The 19,695-nt window shown below is 58.2% G+C and carries 17 protein-coding genes and 1 other RNA gene; 9 read left to right on the top strand and 9 right to left on the bottom strand.

The features are described from left to right. Positions 1-79 precede the first annotated feature (79 nt). From ATI14_RS02270 to ATI14_RS02245, 6 genes are all read right to left on the bottom strand, one after another. Positions 80-949 (bottom strand): hypothetical protein, encoded by an 870-nt coding sequence (locus ATI14_RS02270; RefSeq protein ID WP_080520219.1) that lies wholly within the window; start codon positions 947-949, stop codon positions 80-82. Positions 950-1,013: 64 nt separating this feature from the next. Beyond that, positions 1,014-2,255, bottom strand: a complete 1,242-nt coding sequence (locus ATI14_RS02265) for a tyrosine-type recombinase/integrase (protein ID WP_080520218.1) — start codon at positions 2,253-2,255, stop codon at positions 1,014-1,016. A gap of 165 nt (positions 2,256-2,420) precedes the next feature. Further along, positions 2,421-2,817, bottom strand: a transfer-messenger RNA (tmRNA) gene (gene ssrA, locus ATI14_RS02260). A gap of 104 nt (positions 2,818-2,921) precedes the next feature. Then, positions 2,922-3,200 (bottom strand): hypothetical protein, encoded by a 279-nt coding sequence (locus ATI14_RS02255; RefSeq protein WP_016973785.1) that lies wholly within the window; start codon positions 3,198-3,200, stop codon positions 2,922-2,924. Between the two features lie 136 nt (positions 3,201-3,336). Next, a complete protein-coding gene (locus tag ATI14_RS02250; protein WP_016973784.1) occupies positions 3,337-6,147 on the bottom strand; it encodes an FAD-binding and (Fe-S)-binding domain-containing protein in 2,811 nt (936 codons plus the stop codon). Between the two features lie 71 nt (positions 6,148-6,218). Next, positions 6,219-7,913, bottom strand: a complete 1,695-nt coding sequence (locus ATI14_RS02245) for a lactate permease LctP family transporter (protein ID WP_016973783.1) — start codon at positions 7,911-7,913, stop codon at positions 6,219-6,221. Positions 7,914-8,154: 241 nt separating this feature from the next. Here ATI14_RS02245 and ATI14_RS02240 point away from each other — a divergent pair, with 241 nt between their 5' ends. After that, positions 8,155-8,922, top strand: a complete 768-nt coding sequence (locus ATI14_RS02240; protein WP_016973782.1) for a GntR family transcriptional regulator — start codon at positions 8,155-8,157, stop codon at positions 8,920-8,922. Positions 8,923-8,950: 28 nt separating this feature from the next. Here ATI14_RS02240 and smpB read toward each other — a convergent pair whose 3' ends face one another. After that, positions 8,951-9,433, bottom strand: a complete 483-nt coding sequence (smpB, locus tag ATI14_RS02235; RefSeq protein ID WP_016973781.1) for an SsrA-binding protein SmpB — start codon at positions 9,431-9,433, stop codon at positions 8,951-8,953. 167 nt (positions 9,434-9,600) lie between these two features. Here smpB and ATI14_RS02230 point away from each other — a divergent pair, with 167 nt between their 5' ends. Both ATI14_RS02230 and ATI14_RS02225 read left to right on the top strand, forming a co-directional pair. Next, positions 9,601-10,035, top strand: a complete 435-nt coding sequence (locus ATI14_RS02230) for a type II toxin-antitoxin system RatA family toxin (protein WP_016973780.1) — start codon at positions 9,601-9,603, stop codon at positions 10,033-10,035. Continuing rightward, a complete protein-coding gene (locus ATI14_RS02225) occupies positions 10,028-10,330 on the top strand; it encodes an RnfH family protein (RefSeq protein ID WP_016973779.1) in 303 nt (100 codons plus the stop codon). Before ATI14_RS02230 ends, ATI14_RS02225 begins: the two co-directional genes overlap by 8 nt. A 63-nt stretch (positions 10,331-10,393) precedes the next feature. Here ATI14_RS02225 and ATI14_RS02220 read toward each other — a convergent pair whose 3' ends face one another. Next, positions 10,394-10,921: an outer membrane protein assembly factor BamE gene (locus tag ATI14_RS02220; protein WP_016973778.1), complete on the bottom strand. Its 528-nt coding sequence runs from the start codon at positions 10,919-10,921 to the stop codon at positions 10,394-10,396. Positions 10,922-11,019: 98 nt separating this feature from the next. Between ATI14_RS02220 and fur the strand changes: the two genes are divergently transcribed. After that, on the top strand, positions 11,020-11,424 hold the full coding sequence (gene fur / locus ATI14_RS02215) for a ferric iron uptake transcriptional regulator (protein WP_003194220.1): 405 nt from the start codon (positions 11,020-11,022) through the stop codon (positions 11,422-11,424). Positions 11,425-11,509: 85 nt separating this feature from the next. Here fur and recN read toward each other — a convergent pair whose 3' ends face one another. Next, positions 11,510-13,183 carry a DNA repair protein RecN gene (gene recN, locus ATI14_RS02210; RefSeq protein WP_016973777.1) on the bottom strand — a complete coding sequence of 558 codons (1,674 nt, stop codon included), beginning with the start codon at positions 13,181-13,183 and terminating at the stop codon, positions 11,510-11,512. Positions 13,184-13,437: 254 nt separating this feature from the next. On the opposite strand from recN, the gene grpE reads away from it, so the two are divergent. From grpE to carA, 5 genes are all read left to right on the top strand, one after another. After that, positions 13,438-13,998, top strand: a complete 561-nt coding sequence (gene grpE / locus ATI14_RS02205; protein WP_016973776.1) for a nucleotide exchange factor GrpE — start codon at positions 13,438-13,440, stop codon at positions 13,996-13,998. A gap of 102 nt (positions 13,999-14,100) precedes the next feature. After that, positions 14,101-16,017 carry a molecular chaperone DnaK gene (gene dnaK / locus ATI14_RS02200; protein WP_016973775.1) on the top strand — a complete coding sequence of 639 codons (1,917 nt, stop codon included), beginning with the start codon at positions 14,101-14,103 and terminating at the stop codon, positions 16,015-16,017. A 318-nt stretch (positions 16,018-16,335) separates the two neighbouring features. Next, positions 16,336-17,460, top strand: coding sequence for a molecular chaperone DnaJ (dnaJ, locus tag ATI14_RS02195; protein WP_016973774.1), 1,125 nt, complete (start codon positions 16,336-16,338; stop codon positions 17,458-17,460). 9 nt (positions 17,461-17,469) lie between these two features. Further along, positions 17,470-18,276 carry a 4-hydroxy-tetrahydrodipicolinate reductase gene (gene dapB / locus ATI14_RS02190; protein ID WP_016973773.1) on the top strand — a complete coding sequence of 269 codons (807 nt, stop codon included), beginning with the start codon at positions 17,470-17,472 and terminating at the stop codon, positions 18,274-18,276. 258 nt (positions 18,277-18,534) lie between these two features. Further along, positions 18,535-19,671: a glutamine-hydrolyzing carbamoyl-phosphate synthase small subunit gene (carA, locus tag ATI14_RS02185; RefSeq protein WP_016973772.1), complete on the top strand. Its 1,137-nt coding sequence runs from the start codon at positions 18,535-18,537 to the stop codon at positions 19,669-19,671. Positions 19,672-19,695 lie beyond the last annotated feature (24 nt).

Genomic DNA, 19,695 nt, shown 5'->3' with positions numbered 1-19,695 from the left:
TTATGCACCCGGTCCGTCGGAGTCATTGCAATTGCAAAAGTATTTTTGTCGCCCGTGATGAGTGCGGTCAGGTCTCCTGCTACTCGTACCTTTTTTTCACAAAGTCGCGCCAGCTACTGGCCGCTGCAAACGATTTCTTCAGGCTGTCCTCGCTCATTCCTCTATAGGTTTTCTCAGGCAGAATTTTTTGCAGTTCTTCTATCAGATGTTCATCGTTGCGTAGTTTTTTCCCAAGCTCGGCGCGCAGCTCATAGATCATTTCGTGCATCGCCGAAATAATTAGCCGCATACATGGCTTGTCTTCCCCTGGTACGTCGTCGCTGGATGATGAATTAACTTGTTTGCGAATTCTTCGATTTGGATTGAAGTGGTCTGGATCGTCAGTGAATGGGCTCATGCCCACTAACACCGTTTCATCTTCGACTCCGGGGAACTCATCGCAGTAACTATGAACGGCGCGCTGGTATTTTCCGGTTTCGATATATTGAATTACATTTTGTTTTGACTGGCGTATTTCTTGTAACGTGTAAAGCCTGACGAAGTGCTGGTCTGTCAGATGCTCTGGCTGCCCATTAGAACGAACTGCCATAACTAGATAGTCAAAAGTTCTTAATGTTGGCAGCCTTTGCTGTCCGAGGATAGCCCATTCAGCCATTTTAAGTATTCCGCCCTCTCGAAGCGGGAACGGCAAAGCTTGAATTGGGGATTTGAAGCCATTATCCCGACCTGGCCTCATCTGCGGCTCGTCTTCGCAGTCTGGGAAAAAGAAATAAAATGATTTATCAAGGTAAGCGGTCTTATCTTTTGGATGAAATTTAATGTATGACGGGATGACGCCGCAATTGACAAGTTCTTGCATTAGTGAATCGCTAATTTCCTCGTTGATCTTACCTTTGGTAATTTCGGATAGTTTTTTAATGGCTAATTTTTCGCTTATATAGTCAGGCATGCTTTCATGGCTTCTAATATTTAACATTGCAAGATGAGATGTCTAGTATTGGTATTACCTGGAGTTACTGCGCTTTTTTGAATTCCACAACGTTACCTGCTGCCAGCTTGTCAAGATGGTCTGCATACCACTGCATCATGGTCGTCCGTTGCGCCAGGTACTGAGCTTTGTTGTACACGCCTGCAATGCCGTCTTTGACGTGTGATAGCTGAGCCTCAATGTGGTTCTCGTCGAAGCCGTGTTCGTTGAGGATCGTGCTGGCGATATGGCGGAACCCGTGGCCGGTCTGCCGACCTTCATAACCGAGGCGGCGCAGGGCCATCAGGAATACCGTATTGGAGCGTGGCTTGGTGGTGTCGCTACGGCCAGGGAATAACAGTAGGTACGCACCTGTGAGGTTTTGAAGATCGCGCAGCAGGTCGACGGCTTGGCGTGGTAGGGGAACTGCATGCTCGCGACGACGCTTCATTCGTTCGGCGGGAACGGTCCACAGGCAACCATCTAGATCGAACTCGGACCAGCGGGCCTCACGTAACTCAGACGGTCGGCAGGCGAGCATAGACAGTAGGTGCAGACCGATACGAACGTCTGCCGCGCTCGGGTACGCTCTGATCGCTCGTAACAGAGGCGGCAGCTCGTCGGTTGAAACATGGGCATAGTTTTCTGCGGGTTTAGTCAGCAAAAATTTGTGCAGACCTTCAAGCGGATTGTGAGTGGCGCGCCCGGTAACGCGGGCTAGGTCGTAAATTTCCCTGCACATGCCACGTACCCGACTGGTCTGCTCGACAATGCCGGTCTGCTCCATACCGCGCAGGAGCTCCATCCACTCCATGGGCAGGACACCTTGATAGGGTCTCTTACCAAAGACTGGGAACACATGCAGTTCCAGAGCGCCGATGGTCCGGGTTGCAGTGCCTGCACTCCAGCCTTTGCGCTTGTTGGCGTACCACTCGCGAGCCAGATGTTCGAACGTGTTGTTGGCCGCCTCAAGTTCTGCGGCTTTTTTGGCTCGCTGAGTGGCAAGCATGCTGCCGTCTTTTGCCGTGCCGTTGCGCAACTCTGCTGCTTTTTGGCGTGCCTGCTCGCCGGTTAACTGGTGGCTACCTTTGCCGTAACCTCCCAAGCCTAGCCAAGACCATTTGCCATCGGCTTTTTTGTAGCGCAGCTCCCAGGACTTCTGCCCAGTGGGCTTAACGCGCAGATAAAGACCGGCACCATCTAGCTCCCGGTAGGTGCTGGCCTCTGGCTCAAGGCTGGCCAGAGTGGTATCAGCCATAGGACGGCGCTTTATCTCCGAACGCTTCATTTGTGTATGCCCTAGTTTCAATATTTAGGCGAGCATACAAGCAGGCATACACAGGGTGCAATGCTGTACGGGATCATTCATAAGCGTCCAGACACAAGAAAGCCCGCACGGGGCGGGCTTCTTGGGGTGTTTCCGATCATGTGGGAGCATATGGAAACTAGTATTTGGTGGAGCCGGGGGGATTTGAACCCCCGTCCGCCAGTACTCCGCTGTCGGTACTACATGCGTAGCCGTTTCTATTAAGTTAACCCTCAGCGACCCGAAGGGCAGGGTGCTTTGGGCGAGTTGTGTAAGTTTTAGCCGCTTCGTCCACAACGTACTGCACGGCGATTCTGTTCTATATGACAATCACTTTGGGTTTACAGACATCCCCTGGTGATTGCTGGACCCGAAGGTACCAGAAGCTCAGGGCTAAGGCTGCTTACGCAGCGAGAGCGAATTCCTGGCCGTAGTTTTCGTCATTGGCAACTATAAGAAGTTGCAACAGTGGATTTACGAGTTCTGTTACCAACTCGGCATGCACCTAAAGTTTCGCGACCGGCGTCGAATCCTAAACGGCCCCGTGCTTGTAACTCGTTGTTTCTTGGAGAGTGACAAGCTTGTGCAGTGTACGCCAAACCTGTGCAGAAGGCCAACCCGAAGGTTGGCCGTGGGCGAGTGAAGGGCTTATTGGCCACCTTTCTCGCTGTTCTGCAGATCCTGAAGGGCCTTGGAGGTGATCTCGATGCACTTCTTGTCATCGCCGGCGGCGTGAGCGGCCTTGGCTTGGGACACGGCGGTGTCGATTTCGCCCTTTTTGCCACTGGTATCAGTCGCGAGCAGGGCCTGGCCGTTGTTGATTTTGTCGAGGTTGATCTTGCACAGATCAGGCTCGCCGGCCGCGAAAACAGGGGAGGCCAACATCGCAGCGGTAATGAACAAGCCAGCAAGAGCGGAACGCTTCATAGGGTATCTCCTTGCGAAAAAGGGCTCGACGCTGCTGGCGTTGAGGGCCTGCCAGCGACATCACTGTTGAGCCTCGTTCGCCGAGGCCTATGCAGATGACTGCGCCGGCGCGCAGGGGTTCTGTTTTTTTGCAGGTTTAATGGGCCCGGGCCTGGGTGACGCGGTCCACGAGGTACACCAGCCCGTGATAATCGATGCCGCCATACTGGCTCAGGCCGATTTCGCAGGTGCGGCTGGTGGAGATGCCCTCGCTGCAATGTTGCACGGCATCCTTGAGGGTGCGCAGTGAGTGGGCGTTGAGCTCCGGCGTGGTGAAGCCCTTGTCGCCGGCAAAGCCGCAGCAATGGATGCCTTCGGGGATGACCACGGTGTTCGAGCAGCGCCGGGCGAGGTCGATCAGGGCCTGGCTTTCGCCCAGGTGTTGAGTGCTGCAGGTGACGTGTACCGCTATGGGGGCTTCCTGTGGGGTGAAGTCGAGGCGGTCCATCAGGTGCGTGCGGATGAAACGTACCGGGTCGTACAGGTCCAGGCGCGTTTCGCCGAGGTCTTGCACCAGCCGCAGGGTGCACGGGCTGGTGTCGCAGTAGATGGGGTCGAGGCCGCCACGGCTGGCGTGGAGCAGGGCGCCGATCAGTTCCTGGCGCTTGTGTTCGGCTTGTTCGGCGTAGCCTTTGGAGGCGAAGGGCTGGCCGCAGCACAGGTTGTCCTGATTTTCTGGGAAGACCACTTGGTAACCGGCTTTTTCCAGGAGCGCTCGGGTTTTGTCGTACAGCGACATCTGCTCTTTATCGCCCGCCGCCGGGCCCATGGCGCGTGAGACGCAGGCGGCCAGGTAGACCACGCGCGGGCGCTCGTCATTGACCGTGGGGCTGAAGCGGATGGCTTTTTCCGGCTGCGGCATGGCGTCTGTCCATTGTGGGACTTGGCCTTTGGACAACTGCGTGATTTTTGCCGACAGCTTGGTCAGTCGCGGTGCACCCAGCAGCATGCGCGCGCCATTGGCGACATGGAGGGTAAAGCGTGCCCCTTGCAGTGCCGTGGCGAAATGGCTGGCGAGCCAGTCGGCGGTTTTCGTACGGTCAGCGTCATGGCTGCGCAGCTTTTTCACCAGGTCGCCGGTATTGATGCCTACAGGGCAGCGTTGGGCGCATAACCCTGTGGCGGCGCAGGTGTCGATGCCTTGGTAGTGGTAAGCCGCTTCCAGTTCAGTAGTGTCGACGCCTGCACGTTTCTTTGCCTGGATATCCCGCCAGATCACGATGCGCTGGCGCGGGCTCAGGGTCAGACCTTTTGATGGGCAGACCGGCTCGCAGAAGCCGCATTCAATGCACTTGTCCACAAGCTCGTCGGCCGCCGGCAATGGTTTGAGGTGCTTGAGGTGGATTTGCGGGTCGTCGCTGAGCACCACGTCCGGGTTGAGGATGCCGTTAGGGTCGAGCAGGCGCTTGAGCTGCCACATCAATTGATAGGCCTCGCTGCCCCATTCCAGCTCGACAAACGGCGCCATGTTGCGGCCGGTTCCGTGTTCGGCTTTCAGCGAACCGCCGAATTCCACCGCCACCAGCTGTGCCACGTCGTCCATGAATGCTTGATAGCGTGCGACTTCTTCGCTGCTGTTGAAGCCTTGGGTGAAGACAAAGTGCAGATTGCCTTCCAGGGCGTGTCCGAAAAGGATGGCTTCGTCGTAGTGATGTTTGTCGAACAGTGCGATCAGGCGGTTCACGCCGATGGCCAGTTGTTCGACCGGGAAGGTCACGTCTTCGATGATCACCGTGGTGCCGGTCTTACGCACGGCGCCGACGGCGGGAAAGGTGTCTTTGCGGATGGCCCACAGGCGTGCGTTTTCCAGCGGATCCTCGGTGAAATCGACCTGTTTCTCCACGGGGAAAGGCGCCAGTGACGCCATGATCCGCGCCCGTTGCTCTTGTAATAATGACGACGACGCCGCGCGGGATTCGATCAGCAGTGCGCAGGCATTTTCCGATAGTTGTTGTACGAAAGCGGGCATGCCCGGCTTGTTTTGCACCGAGCGCAAGCTGCGCCTGTCCAGCAGCTCAACCGCCGAGACGGGTTGGGTTTTGAGCACGGTGACGGCATTGCAGCAGGTTTCGACATCCGGAAACACAATCAACGCCGAGGCTTTGTTCGGGTGGTCGATGACGGTGTCGTAGGTCACGGCGCTGATAAAGCCCAGAGTGCCCTCGGAGCCCACCAGCAAATGGCTGAGGATATCCAGCGGCTCATCAAAATCCACCAGGGCATTGAGTGACAGGCCGGTGGTATTTTTCAGACGGTATTTGTGACGAATTTTTGCGGCCAATTCAGTATTGGCCCGCGTCTCGCGGCCGAGTGTTGCCAGGCGTTCCAGCAGCGTGTTGTGTTGTTGACGAAAGGCGGCGACGCTGGCGGCGTCTTCGGTGTCCAGGCGGCTGCCGTCCGCCAGCACGAGGCGAATGCCCGCCAGGGTGTGGTAGGTGTTTTGCGCGGTGCCGCAGCACATGCCGCTGGCGTTGTTGGCAACGATGCCGCCGATTTTGCAGGCGTTGATCGAGGCCGGGTCCGGCCCGATCTTGCGCCCGAACGGCGCCAGCCACGCATTGGCCTGGGCGCCGATCACGCCGGGTTGCAGACGGATCTGGGTGCCTTGGCCGCGAATTTCGCGGCCGTTCCAGTTATCGCCCAGCACAATCAGCACCGAGTCACTGATGGCCTGACCCGACAGACTGGTTCCCGCGGCGCGGAAGGTCACCGGCACGCGGTCGCGTTGGGCCAGTTGCAGCAATGCCACCACTTCATCTTCCGACTCCACGCGTATCACCAACTGTGGGATGAGTCGGTAAAAGCTGGCGTCGGTGCCGAAGGCGAGGGTGGAAAGAGAGTCGTCGAAACGTCGATCTTTCGGGATCAGGTGTGCGACGTCGTGCAGAAAGGCAGCAGGCAGGCTCATCGGTCCTCCAGAAATGGCAGACGCCGGAACCGTGGTCCGGCGTCGATTCTTACCCTGTGACGTGCTGGCGTTTAGTGCACCAGCATACCGGTGAACCAGTAGGCCTGCGCCAGCGTGATCAACCCGACGAGGGTGGCAAAAAACAGGCTGTGCTTGAGGGTAAAGCGGAACAGATCGGATTCCTTGCCCACCAGGCCAGTGGCGGCGCACGCCACCGCGATCGATTGCGGCGAGATCATCTTGCCGGTCACGCCGCCGCTGGTGTTGGCGGCTACCAGCAAGGTGTCATTGACGCCGATCTGGTGAGCGGTGGTGGCCTGCAGCGAGCTGAACAGCGCGTTGGAGGAGGTGTCGGAACCTGTCAGAAAAACCCCCAGCCAGCCGAGGAAGGGCGAGAAGAACGGGAAGGCAGCGCCCGTCGCGGCGAGTACCAGCGCCAGGGTCGAGGACATGCCGGAGTAATTGGTGACGAAGGCGAATGCCAGCACCATGCCGATGGACAGAATCGGCCAGCGCAGTTCGTAGAAGGTCTCTTTTAAAGTGGTAAGACCAGTTTTGACGTCTATTTTCAGCACCAGCATCGAGATCAGCGCAGAAAAGAAAATCGCGGTGCCGGTGGCCGAAATGGGGTCCAGCTTGAACACGGCCGGGATGGCGGTCGGGTTGGTGACGATGGGGGCGACCTTGATCACCATCTGGTCCAGGTGCGGGATCGCAAAACTGAACACCCAGCTGTACATCGAACCGCCGGCGGCGAACATGGCCTTGAAAGGTTTGAGCGTCCAGATCGTCACCAGTACGGTGAGGATCAGGAACGGCGACCAGGCTTTGAAGATTTGCCCAAGGCTGTAAGGCGAGGCAATGGTTTGGCGCGGCTGGCCAAAGCCACCGGCGCTGGCGGTGATGGCTGCGCTGGAAGTCGCGCCGGCAATCTGTGCGCCGGCGGTGCGTTTGGGCTGCCAGATTTTCAGGAACAGGGTCAGCGCGATCAGGCTGGCCAGGGCCGAGGTGATGTCCGGCAGCTCCGGGCCGATGAAGTTGGAGGTGAAGTATTGGGTGACGGCAAAGCTCAGGCCTGCAACCAGCGCAGCCGGCCAGGTTTCGCGAACGCCGCGCAGGCCGTCCATCATGAACACCAGCCAGAAGGGCACGAAGAGCGACAGCAGTGGCAGTTGGCGGCCCGCCATGGCGCCGATCTTGAACGCATCGATGCCGGTGACTTGCCCCGCGACAATGATCGGAATGCCCAGCGCGCCGAAGGCGACGGGTGCGGTGTTGGCGATCAGGCACAGGCCGGCGGCGTACAGCGGGTTGAAACCCAGGCCCACCAGCAGCGCGGCGGTGATTGCCACGGGCGCACCGAAACCGGCCGCACCTTCGAGGAAGGCGCCGAAGCAGAACCCAATCAACAGCACCTGCAGGCGCTGGTCGTCGGTGATCGACAGGACCGAGCTGCGGATGATCTCGAACTGGCCGCTTTTGACCGTCAGTTTGTAGAGGAACACGGCGGCGACGATGATCCAGGCGATGGGCCACAGACCATATGCAAAGCCGTAACCGGCGGCGGCCAGCGCCATGTCCACGGGCATCTGGAAGGCAAAGATTGCCACCAGAATCGACAGCGCGAGGGTGATGCTGCCGGCCACATGGCCTTTGAGGCGAAACACGGCCAGGGCCAGGAAGAAGAAAACGATCGGAATAACGGCCGCCAATGCGGACAGGCCGAGGCTGCCGAGAGGGCTGTAAAGCTGTTGCCAGGTTTGCATAGTGGGGTGGCCCCTGATTGTTGTTGTTTGTTCAGCTTGGATAATTGGTAATACCAATTTACAGTCGCTGTGGGCTAGAGTAAAAGCCTTGGCAGGGGTGTGTCAATTTGCCGCCCGCGAAACTTTGGTCGAAGGCGAGTGCTGATCGGTTGAATCGGAGGCGTTCTGATAGGTGCCGCAGGCGCGGCGATAGGCCAGAATAGAGGGCCCGGCGAGTGGTCGGGATTGTGGAGAGTGAGTTATGGGGTTTGATCAGGTGCGTCAGCGCCGTTTGTCTGACGATATTGTCGAGCAGCTTGAGGGCATGATCCTTGAGGGCACGCTGAAGTCGGGCGAGCGCTTGCCGGCTGAACGCGCTTTGGCTGAGCAGTTTGGTGTGTCGCGCCCGTCGTTGCGCGAGGCGATCCAGAAGCTGGCGGCCAAGGGGTTGTTGGTGAGTCGGCAGGGTGGCGGCAACTACGTGGCCGATTCCCTGGGGTCAACTTTCAGTGATCCGCTGTTGCACCTGTTGGAGAACAATCCCGAGGCCCAGCGTGATTTGCTGGAGTTTCGTCAGACCCTGGAAGCGTCTTGTGCCTATTACGCGGCATTGCGTGCCACCGAGGTTGATCGCGAGCGGCTGACGGCGGCGTTTGAGGCGCTTCAGGATTGCTATGCGCGTGCCGATCAAGTGTGCCGGATGGAAGAGGGCGCTGCGGATGCGAGGTTTCACCTGGCCATCGCCGAGGCCAGCCATAACGCGGTGTTGCTGCACACCATTCGCGGGCTGTTCGATTTGCTCAAGCGCAACGTGGTGACCAATATCGGCGGAATGTATCAACAGCGTACGGAAACCCGCGACATGCTGATCAGCCAGCATCGGGATTTGTACCTGGCGATTATCGAAGGGCGGGCCGAGCAGGCGCGGGAAGTTTCAACACGTCACCTGCTGTATGTGCAGGAAGTGTTGGAGGAGGTGCGTCAGGAAGTTCAGCGCGTGGCGCGAGCGGAACGACGTAAAGGTCTGTAGCCCGCGAGGGGCTACATCGTCACAAGGATCAGTCTTCCTTGCCCTTGTTGCGCACGGCGCGATGCAGCTCGCGGTTGGAGTCGCGCTCGCGCTCGGTGTCGCGCTTGTCGTACTCCTTTTTGCCCTTGCCCAATGCAATCTCGCATTTGACCAGGTGCTTGCTCCAGTACCAGGACAGGCAAACGCAAGCGTAGCCTTTCTGCTGTACGGAGGCAGCGAGCTTTTCCAGTTCGCGTGCGTTGAGCAACAGCTTGCGCGTGCGCACCGGGTCGGCAATCACGTGGGTGCTCGCGGTGGTCAGCGGGGTGATATGACTGCCCAGCAGCCAAGCCTCGCCATCTTTGAGCAATACGTAGCTGTCGACCAACTGCAGCTTGTTGGCGCGCAGACTTTTTACTTCCCAGCCGGCCAGGACCAGACCAGCCTCGAACCGATGTTCGATGAAGTAATCGTGTCGCGCCTTTTTGTTTTGCGCGATGGTCCCTGTGGGGTGTTTCTTTTGTTTAGCCATAGGGGCGGCATTATAGGGAGTTGCGAGCGTGTCGGCTACGGTCAACCTGCGTGCTTGAGCGTGTTGGACGAATCCCGGACAATACCGGCAGTTCTTTGGTTTTTTTCTCTCGCGGATCGGGCTGTTCTTTCGCGATGTTTGCCTCAAGCAGTGGAAGTAACGCTCACATGACGACGCATATTCAACGTTCGGCCTTACTGCCTTATCCGGCGCAGGCGCTCTACGACCTGGTCAACGACGTGGCGCGTTACCCGGAATTCCTGCCGTGGTGCTCTGCCGCTGAAGTGTTGGAGAGCAGCGATGAACACATGGTTGCCAGTGTCGGGGTGGCCAAGGGCGGTTTGAGCCAGCACTTTGTGACGCGCAACGTGCTGGTACCCGGGAAATCCATTGAAATGAATCTGCAGGAAGGCCCGTTCACCCAGTTGCATGGCGTGTGGGTGTTCAAGGCGCTGACGGACAAAGCCTGCAAAATCAGCCTGGACCTTTCTTTTGATTATGCGGGGCCGATCGTGCGAGCGACGTTGGGGCCTTTGTTTAATCAGGCGGCCAATACGCTGGTCGACGCGTTTTGCCAGCGGGCCAAGCAACTGCATGGTTGAGATTGAAGTGGTATTTGCCGCTGAGGATCGCCAAGTGTTGTTGGCGTTGGCGGTGCCCTCTGGCACGAGCTTAAGGGCGGCGGTGGAGGCGTCCGGGATAGCGGCGCAGTTTCCGGCGTTGGTGTTGGCTGATTGCCCGTTGGGAATATTTGGCAAGGTGATTGCCGACGCTGAGGTCCGCGCGGTTCAACCGGGCGATCGGATTGAGATTTACCGGCCTTTGCTGGCGGACCCCAAAGAGGTGCGCAGGCTGCGCGCAGCCAAGGCGGCGATGGCCAGGAAACAAGAATTGTAAGCAGGTTAATCGACAGGCAACAAAAAGCCCGGCATGCCGGGCTTTTTGTTGAGCGCCGCAAAATTATTGCGGGCTGGTGTCCAGAGGCTGCGGCGTCGGGACAGGTACTGCTTGTACGCCGTCGACGTCTTTCTGGATGGTGTCCAGCAAGGAGCCAGGCTTGGCCGGTACTTCGGACTTCGGCTTCTCTGTGCCCTGCGCAGGCGCAGTCACGTTGGTGCCGTTGTCCTTGCCGAGCAGGGCTTCATCACGGCTCACGCCGGGCATGAAGTCACCGGACAGGCTAACAAGCTGGTCATTGCCATTAAAAATGACGCTGACACGCTCCTGCTGGCGTTCACCGCCACCAGGCTGGATGCTGTAGAGATAATCCCAGCGATCGGCATGGAAAGTGTCGGTCAGCAGGGGGTTACCCATGATAAACCGCACTTGCCGTCGGGTCATTCCCGGGCGTAACTGGTCTATCATGTCCTGCGTGACGACATTGCCCTGCTGGATGTCGATTTTGTAAACCCCGGGGAATGAACAACCGGCGAGTGCGAGCAGTCCCACAAAGGTGAAACTGGTTAGCAAGAGCTTGGTGTTTTGCATCGGTGGGCGACTTCCACTATCTTGGCTGGGACAACGTAAACGCCGATCATACCCGTATTAAGAGAAGCTGCGAAGCAGCATCCGCGAGAAAGCTAACCATGGTTGAAAATAGCGAACTACGCAAAGCCGGTCTTAAAGTGACTTTGCCGCGAGTCAAGATTCTACAAATGCTCGATTCTGCTGAGCAGCGCCACATGAGTGCCGAGGATGTTTACAAGGCGCTGATGGAGTCTAACGAGGACGTTGGCCTGGCCACGGTTTACCGTGTGCTGACCCAGTTTGAAGCCGCAGGGCTGGTGGTTCGTCATAATTTCGACGGCGGTCATGCAGTGTTCGAATTGGCTGACGGTGGTCATCACGACCACATGGTTGATCTGGATACCAACGAGGTTATCGAGTTCACCAGTCCGGAAATTGAAGCGCTGCAGCACAAGATTGCTGAGGAGCATGGCTTCGATTTGGTGGACCATAACCTGGTGCTGTACATCCGTAAGAAAAAGTAAAAATCGCCGCAGATGTGCTCTGCGAAACGATGGAAGGCGACCCTTGGGTCGCCTTCGTGCTTTCTATAGAGAGGAAAATGCCCGCTTAAGCCTTGGCGGCCACAACCATTTTTTTCGCGTGCGCCAGGGACTCTTTGGTCAGGTCGATACCGCCCAGCATCCGCGCCACTTCTTCCACGCGTTCCGACTTGTTCAGTTTCGACACGGCTGTATGCGTTGCATCGCTCCCGCGTACCTTGTGTACAAACAAGTGCTGATGCCCTTGGGCGGCCACTTGCGGCAGGTGAGTCACCGTCAGTACCTGGCCTCTATCCCCAAGGCGGCGCAACAACTGCCCAACGATCTCGGCGGTCGGCCCGCCAATCCCCACGTCCACTTCGTCAAATACCAGTGTGGGCACCCGCGAGGTCTGCGCCGTAATGACCTGGATCGCCAGGCTGATCCGCGATAGCTCGCCACCGGATGCCACTTTGGCCAAGGCCTTGAGTGGTTGGCCGGGATTGGCGCTGACCAGCAGTTCCACCTGTTCAAGCCCATGGGGTTGCAGCTCATTACTGGCGTTGGTACGCAACTCGATGGTAAAGCGCCCTCCTGGCATGCCCAGCCGCTGAATCTCCTGTTCCACGGCGCCGGCCAGGCCTGTGGCAGCCTGATGGCGCAGATCGCTCAACTCGCGAGCCTTCTCTTGATAGTGACGAGCAAAAGAAGCGAGTTCTTCGCCAAGCCGCTCAATGGATTCGTCATTGGCGTTCAGGGTTTCGATTTCATCCAGCAGCTTCTGCTGCATTGTTGCCACTTCGGTGGGCTGGATTCGGTGTTTGCGCGCCAACGTATAAATGGTGTCCAGGCGCTCTTCAATTTCCTGCAGGCGCGCCGGGTCGGCATCGAAATGATCCAGAAAGCGGTTCAGCTCGCCGACGGCTTCTTCTACCTGGATTTGCGCGCTGGTCAGCAGGGTCGTGGCCTCACTCAGGGAGCCGGACCCGCTGTTCACGCTGGACAGCCGGTTGAGGCTGGCGGTCAGTGCATTAAGGACATTCCCCGAATCGCTTTCGCTGCATTGCTCCACCACCTGGCGGCAAATGCCCAGCAGGGTTTCGGCGTTGGTCAGGTTCTTGTGTTCCTGCTCCAGTTGCTCCAGTTCGGTTTCACCCAGGCCCAGGCTTTCCAGCTCTTCAAGCTGATAGCTGAGCAGTTGATGGCGAGCGCGCTGCTCGTCGCCGGAATTGGATAGGCGCTCCAGCTCCTGGCGTGTCTGCCGCCAGCGCTGGGCCGCGAGCTGCACCTGACGGGCGAGATCGGTGGCGCCTGCATATTCGTCGAGCAGCCGGCGATGAGTGTCGGTTTTCAGCAGGGATTGGTGCTCATGCTGGCTGTGAATATCGATCAGCAGTTCGCCCAGGGATTTAAGGTCGCCCAGGGGGCAGGGTGTGCCGTTGATATAGCCGCGCGAACGCCCTTCGGCAGTGATGACCCGGCGCAGGATGCAGGGGCCTTCATTATTAAGGTCGCGCTCGGCCAGCCAGGTTTCGGCTTCAGGGATGTCTGCCAGGTCGAAGGTGGCCAGGATGTCGGCCTTGTCGGCACCGGGGCGCACCACGCCGCTGTCGGCGCGATCGCCCAGCGTCAGGCCCAGGGCGTCGAGCATGATCGACTTGCCGGCGCCGGTTTCGCCTGTGATTACGCTCATCCCGCGATCCAGTTCCAGGTCCAGATGTTCAACGATGGCGTAGTTGTGTACGGACAGGTGCACGAGCATGACGGCCGCTCCCAGGCTTGAGGTCTGGTTATTTATACAGTGTTTTGTTTGGCGCTGACAATCCTGGCGCTTAGCTCGATTTGCTTGATTGCGTGGATTATTTAGTGCGAAGAGGAATGAGCGGCTCGGAATTGATCGACGTCACTTGAAAGACTTTTGGTAACGCCTGCGCCCTTGAACCTGGAAATTGTGGCCCCATATACCGGAACAGAAGCGCGAGTTGAGTTCGCGCATGATTTTGAAAGGAGAAATCTATGGCTGACGAACAGACGCAGGATACGCAAACTCCAGACGCCAATTCGGCTGCCGGTGATGAACTGGCGACTCGTGTGCAAGTGCTCGAAGAGCAATTGGCCGCTGCGCAGGATCAGTCTTTGCGTGTTGCCGCCGATCTGCAGAACGTCCGCCGCCGTGCCGAGCAGGATGTAGAAAAAGCTCACAAATTCGCGCTGGAAAAATTCGCCAACGACTTACTGCCGATCATCGACAGCCTGGAGCGTGGCCTTGAGTTGTCCAACCCGGATGACGAAAACATCCGCCCGATGCGCGAAGGGATCGAACTGACCCTGAAAATGTTCCAGGACACCCTGAAGCGTTATCAGTTGGAAGCGGTCGATCCGCAAGGCGGCGAGCCGTTCAATGCTGAGCACCATCAAGCCATGGCCATGCAGGAAAGCCATGATCTTGAGCCGAACAGCGTGTTGAAAGTGTTCCAGAAGGGCTACCTGCTCAATGGTCGCCTGTTGCGCCCGGCAATGGTGGTTGTGAGCAAGGCTCCGGCACCTGTTGCACCTTCTATTGATGAGCAGGCTTGAAATCAGTCGTAACGGCCCCATCTATAAGTCAAGCGTTTAAGTGCTACCGCAGTTAGCCACCACTGCTGCGGCAACCAAATTAAAGTTTCGGGAGAGTAAATCATGGGCAAAATTATCGGTATCGACCTGGGGACCACCAACTCCTGCGTCTCCGTACTGGAAAACGGCGTAGCCAAAGTTATCGAAAACGCCGAAGGCGCGCGTACTACGCCGTCGATCATCGCTTACGCCAACGACGGTGAAATCCTCGTTGGTCAGTCGGCCAAGCGTCAGGCTGTCACCAACCCGCACAACACGCTGTACGCGGTAAAACGTCTGATCGGCCGTAAGTTCGACGAAGAAGTCGTACAGAAAGACATCAAGATGGTCCCTTACAAAATCGCCAAGGCCGACAACGGTGACGCTTGGGTAGAAGTAAACGGCCAGAAAATGTCGCCGCCGCAAATCTCGGCTGAAATCTTGAAAAAGATGAAGAAAACCGCCGAAGACTACCTCGGTGAGACCGTGACCGAAGCGGTTATCACCGTTCCGGCTTACTTCAACGACAGCCAGCGCCAGGCGACCAAAGACGCCGGCCGCATTGCGGGTCTGGACGTAAAACGCATCATCAACGAGCCAACCGCAGCCGCTCTGGCTTACGGCATGGACAAGGCCAAAGGCGACCACACTGTGATCGTTTATGACCTCGGTGGTGGTACTTTCGACGTCTCCGTGATCGAAATCGCTGAAGTTGACGGCGAGCACCAGTTCGAAGTGTTGGCCACCAACGGCGATACCTTCCTGGGTGGTGAAGACTTCGACATTCGTCTGATCGACTACCTCGTTGACGAATTCAAGAAAGAAAGCGGCATGAACCTCAAGGGTGACCCGCTGGCCATGCAGCGTCTGAAAGAAGCCGCTGAAAAAGCCAAGATCGAGCTGTCGTCCTCGCAGTCGACTGACGTGAACCTGCCGTACATCACTGCAGACGCCACCGGTCCCAAGCACTTGAACGTGAAAATCTCGCGTTCCAAGCTCGAAGCGCTGGTTGAAGACCTGGTTCAACGCACCATCGAGCCTTGCCGCACTGCGCTGAAAGACTCCGGTATCGACGTTGGCTCGATCAACGACGTGATCCTGGTGGGCGGTCAGACCCGTATGCCACTGGTTCAGAAGCTGGTGACCGAGTTCTTCGGCAAAGAAGCCCGTAAAGACGTGAACCCGGACGAAGCAGTCGCCATGGGTGCTGCCATCCAGGGTGCGGTACTGGCCGGCGACGTGAAAGACGTGCTGCTGCTGGACGTCAGCCCGCTGACCCTGGGTATCGAAACCATGGGCGGCGTGATGACTGCGCTGATCGAGAAAAACACCACGATTCCTACCAAGAAATCGCAAGTGTTCTCGACTGCCGATGACAACCAGGGCGCTGTGACCATTCACGTGCTGCAAGGTGAGCGTAAGCAAGCGGCTCAGAACAAGTCCCTGGGCAAGTTCGACCTGGCCGAGATTCCACCTGCTCCACGTGGTGTGCCGCAAATTGAAGTGACCTTCGACATCGACGCCAACGGCATCCTACACGTCGGCGCGAAAGACAAGGCGACCGGCAAAGAGCAGAAGATCACCATCAAGGCCAACTCCGGTCTGTCTGATGAAGAAATTCAACAGATGATCCGTGATGCCGAGACCAACGCTGAAGCGGACAAGAAGTTCGAAGAGCTGGCCGGTGCCCGTAACCAGGGCGACGCGCTGGTTCACTCGACGCGCAAAATGATCTCCGAAGCGGGTGACAAAGTGACCGCTGAAGAGAAGACCGCGATCGAAGCCGCAGTGGTTGCCCTGGAAGCCGCCGTTAAAGGCGACGACAAGGCTGCCATCGAAGCCAAGGTTGAGGAGCTGTCGAAAGTCTCCGCGCCGGTTGCCCAGAAAATGTACGCCGAGCAAGGTCAGCCGGCTGACGGTGCTGCACAGCACGCAGAGCCTGAAGCCAAGCACGACGATGTTGTCGATGCCGAGTTCGAAGAAGTCAAAGACCAGAAGTAAGTTGGTCGCCCGGTTGACCGCTATCAAGCGGTGACTGGTAGGATGTCGCCGCGCGGGAGCTTGCTCCCGCGTTGGCGTGTCTGGGGTATGCGAATTTTTACAACATGCGACAGCGTTCGGGTGTTGGCGGTGTGATCGGGAATGCTCCTGCTTTCCGAGCAGTAAATACCGCACTTTTGGCCGGGTCCCTGGCTAAAAAGCAGTAATGACCAGGATCGTTGAATTGACGTGAGTTGGGTCCGGGCCTGTATTGGGGCTCAACGAGTTTGGCAAGGCTCAGGAGGGTCTCGCCGAACGTCCTTAAGAGTGCAAAGACTTATGGCAAAGCGTGACTATTACGAAGTATTGGGTGTGGAGCGCGGCTCCAGCGAGGCGGACCTGAAGAAGGCCTACCGTCGCCTGGCGATGAAGCACCACCCGGACCGTAATCCGGATAGCAAAGAATCCGAAGATTTGTTCAAAGAGGCTAACGAAGCCTACGAATGCTTGAGCGATCCCAATAAGCGCGCGGCCTACGACCAGTATGGTCATGCCGGTGTCGACCCGAGCATGGGCGGCGGCGGTGCCGGTTTTGGTGGTCAGAACTTCTCCGACATTTTCGGCGATGTGTTCAGTGACTTCTTCGGCGGCGGCCGTGGCGGTCAGCGTGGTGGCGCCCAGCGCGGCAGCGACTTGCGTTACACCCTGGAGTTGAATCTGGAAGAAGCCGTGCGCGGCACCAGCGTCAATATCCGCGTGCCGACGCTGGTCAACTGCAAGCCGTGCGACGGCTCGGGTGCCAAAAAAGGCTCCTCGCCGATCACCTGCCCAACGTGCGGCGGTATCGGTCAGGTCCGCATGCAGCAGGGCTTTTTCTCGGTGCAGCAGACCTGTCCGCGCTGCCATGGTCAGGGCAAGATCATTTCCGACCCGTGCGATTCCTGCCACGGCGAAGGCCGTGTCGAAGAGTACAAAACCCTGTCGGTAAAAGTGCCGGCTGGCGTGGACACCGGTGATCGCATTCGCCTGTCGGGCGAGGGCGAGGCGGGCACTCAAGGTGGCCCGACGGGCGATCTGTACGTGGTGATCAATGTGCGTGAGCACTCGATCTTCCAGCGTGACGGCAAGCATCTGTTCTGCGAAGTGCCGATCAGCTTTGTTGATGCGGCCCTGGGTGGCGAGCTGGAAATTCCGACGCTGGACGGTCGGGTCAAGCTCAAGATTCCGGAAGGTACGCAGACCGGCAAGCAGTTCCGCATCCGTGGCAAAGGCGTTGCGCCGGTACGCGGCGGTGGTGCCGGCGACCTGATGTGCCGTGTGGCGGTGGAAACACCGGTCAACCTGAACCGTCGTCAGCGCGAGCTGCTTGAAGAGTTCCGTGGGTCGATGGAAGGGGATGACTCCCACTCGCCGAAAACCGCGGGCTTCTTCGACGGCGTTAAGCGTTTCTTCGGCGACTTGTAAGGAATCAGTATGCGACGTATAGCCGTGATGGGCGCTGCAGGGCGCATGGGCAAGACGCTGGTCGAGGCAGTGCAGCAGCGCTCGCCGGCTTCCGGGCTGACGGCGGCGATTGTTCGCCCTGGCAGCACCTTGATCGGCGCGGACGCCGGTGAGTTGGCGTCGCTGGGGCGCATCGGCGTTTCGCTGTCGGGCAACCTGGAGCAGGTGGCGGACGAGTTTGATGTGCTGATCGACTTCACCCTGCCTGACGTGATGCTGAAAAACCTGGCGTTCTGCCGCAAGGCGGGCAAGGCGATGGTGATCGGCACCACAGGCTTGAGCGCTGAGCAGAAGCAGCTGCTGGTAGAGGCGGGCAAGGATATTCCGGTCGTCTTCGCAGCCAACTTCAGCGTGGGTGTGAACCTGTCGCTGAAATTGCTGGATCTGGCGGCGCGCGTGCTGGGTGATGAAGCGGATATCGAGATCATCGAAACCCATCACCGCCACAAGATCGACGCACCGTCGGGCACTGCGCTGCGCATGGGCGAGGCCATTGCCGATGCGCTGGGGCGTGACCTGTCGAAAGTGGCAGTTTACGGGCGTGAAGGTCATACCGGGGCGCGTGCGCGTGACACCATTGGTTTTGCGACCGTGCGCGGTGGCGATGTGGTGGGTGATCACACGGTGCTGTTCGCCACTGAAGGCGAGCGCCTGGAAATCACGCACAAGGCCTCCAGCCGCATGACATTCGCCAAGGGCGCGGTGCGTGCTGCGCTCTGGCTGGAAGGGCGAGAGCCTGGTCTGTACGACATGCGCGACGTGCTGGATCTGCACTGATCAGTAGTTAAAACCGGGCCTTAAGCATCTGTTTGGGCCCGTTTTTTGCCCGCCAGGCGACGTCCTGTCGCAATCCCGCGCCTTTAAGGCTCATTAGCGGTGGACCCAAAAAGCCTTTTTCTGTAAGCTACAGCTTTAGTGTGTTCACTAAAAGCGCGCAGAATAATTCAGTGAATAAGCGGAGTGACGTGTCCATACGTCACTCCGCTTTTTTACACCTGCGATCGCCCTTTCAGGCTTTATTTACGGGAGGTCTTCTTGACTAAGCCAGCCATACTCGCCCTTGCTGATGGCAGCATTTTTCGCGGCGAAGCCATTGGAGCCGACGGTCAAACCGTTGGTGAGGTAGTGTTTAACACTGCCATGACCGGCTATCAGGAAATCCTTACCGATCCTTCCTACGCCCAACAGATCGTTACCCTGACCTATCCGCACATCGGCAACACCGGTACTACACCGGAAGACGTCGAGTCTGATCGCGTCTGGTCGGCCGGTCTGGTGATTCGTGACCTGCCACTGGTTGCGAGCAACTGGCGTAACACGATGTCGCTGTCCGATTACCTGAAAGCCAACAACGTTGTGGCAATCGCAGGTATCGACACGCGCCGCCTGACACGCATCCTGCGTGAAAAAGGTTCGCAGAACGGCTGCATCATGGTCGGTGACAATATCTCCGAAGAGGCGGCGATTGCCGCAGCGCAAGGTTTCCCTGGCCTGAAAGGCATGGACCTGGCGAAAGTTGTCAGTGTTAAAGAGAAGTACGAGTGGCGCTCCACTGTCTGGGACTTGAAGACCGACAGCCACGCGACCATCGAAGCCGGCGAGTTGCCTTATCACGTTGTCGCTTATGACTACGGCGTCAAGTACAACATCCTGCGCATGCTGGTCGAACGCGGCTGCCGCGTGACCGTGGTCCCGGCGCAAACCCCGGCCAGCGACGTGCTGGCCCTGCAACCGGACGGCGTGTTCCTGTCCAACGGCCCGGGTGATCCTGAGCCTTGCGACTACGCCATTCAGGCGATCAAGGACGTGCTGGAAACCGAGATTCCGGTATTCGGCATCTGCCTCGGTCACCAACTGCTGGCCCTGGCGTCCGGCGCCAAGACCCTGAAAATGGGTCACGGCCACCACGGTGCCAACCACCCCGTACAAGACCTGGACACTGGCGTCGTCATGATCACCAGCCAGAACCACGGTTTTGCGGTGGATGAAGCCACCTTGCCGAGCAACGTGCGCGCCATTCACAAGTCGCTGTTCGACGGCTCCCTGCAAGGCATCGAGCGTACCGACAAGAGCGCGTTCAGCTTCCAGGGCCACCCTGAAGCGAGCCCGGGCCCGAACGACGTAGCGCCGCTGTTCGACCGTTTCATCAATGAGATGGCCAAGCGACGCTGACTGAGCGGCCTGCGGGCGGCCCTG

Origin of the sequence: Pseudomonas tolaasii NCPPB 2192, assembly GCF_002813445.1 — a bacterium.
Classification (GTDB): domain Bacteria; phylum Pseudomonadota; class Gammaproteobacteria; order Pseudomonadales; family Pseudomonadaceae; genus Aquipseudomonas; species Aquipseudomonas tolaasii.
The sequence above is the reverse complement of the archived record's forward strand: the minus strand, read 5'-3'. Positions and strand labels throughout refer to the sequence as shown.